We start from the raw sequence: 368 nt of genomic DNA, 5'->3' as shown, positions 1-368 counted from the left end.
CGTAGGGGAACCTGCGGTTGGATCACCTCCTTACCTTAAAGAACCTGCCTTTGTAGTGCTCACACAGATTGTCTGATGAAAAACAGCAGTAAAAAACCTCTACAGGCTTGTAGCTCAGGTGGTTAGAGCGCACCCCTGATAAGGGTGAGGTCGGTGGTTCAAGTCCACTCAGGCCTACCAAATTTGCGAAGCAAATTTGAAGAGGTTGGCAAAACGATGGGGCTATAGCTCAGCTGGGAGAGCGCCTGCTTTGCACGCAGGAGGTCTGCGGTTCGATCCCGCATAGCTCCACCATCTTTTACTGCGAACACAAGAAAACTTCAGAGTGAACCTGAAAAGGTGCACTGCGAAGTTTTGCTCTTTAAAAA

Annotated in this window: 2 tRNA genes; both read left to right on the top strand. The window is 49.2% G+C overall.

What is annotated here, in order from left to right:
• The first annotated feature begins 103 nt into the window (after positions 1-103).
• Positions 104-180: transfer RNA gene (locus IM295_RS22570), tRNA-Ile, on the top strand.
• Between the two features lie 38 nt (positions 181-218).
• A tRNA-Ala gene (locus IM295_RS22565) sits at positions 219-294 on the top strand.
• Positions 295-368 lie beyond the last annotated feature (74 nt).

The organism is Enterobacter cloacae complex sp. P14RS, from assembly GCF_014895895.1.
In the GTDB taxonomy this organism is placed as follows: Bacteria; Pseudomonadota; Gammaproteobacteria; order Enterobacterales; family Enterobacteriaceae; genus Enterobacter; species Enterobacter bugandensis.
The sequence above is the reverse complement of the archived record's forward strand: the minus strand, read 5'-3'. Positions and strand labels throughout refer to the sequence as shown.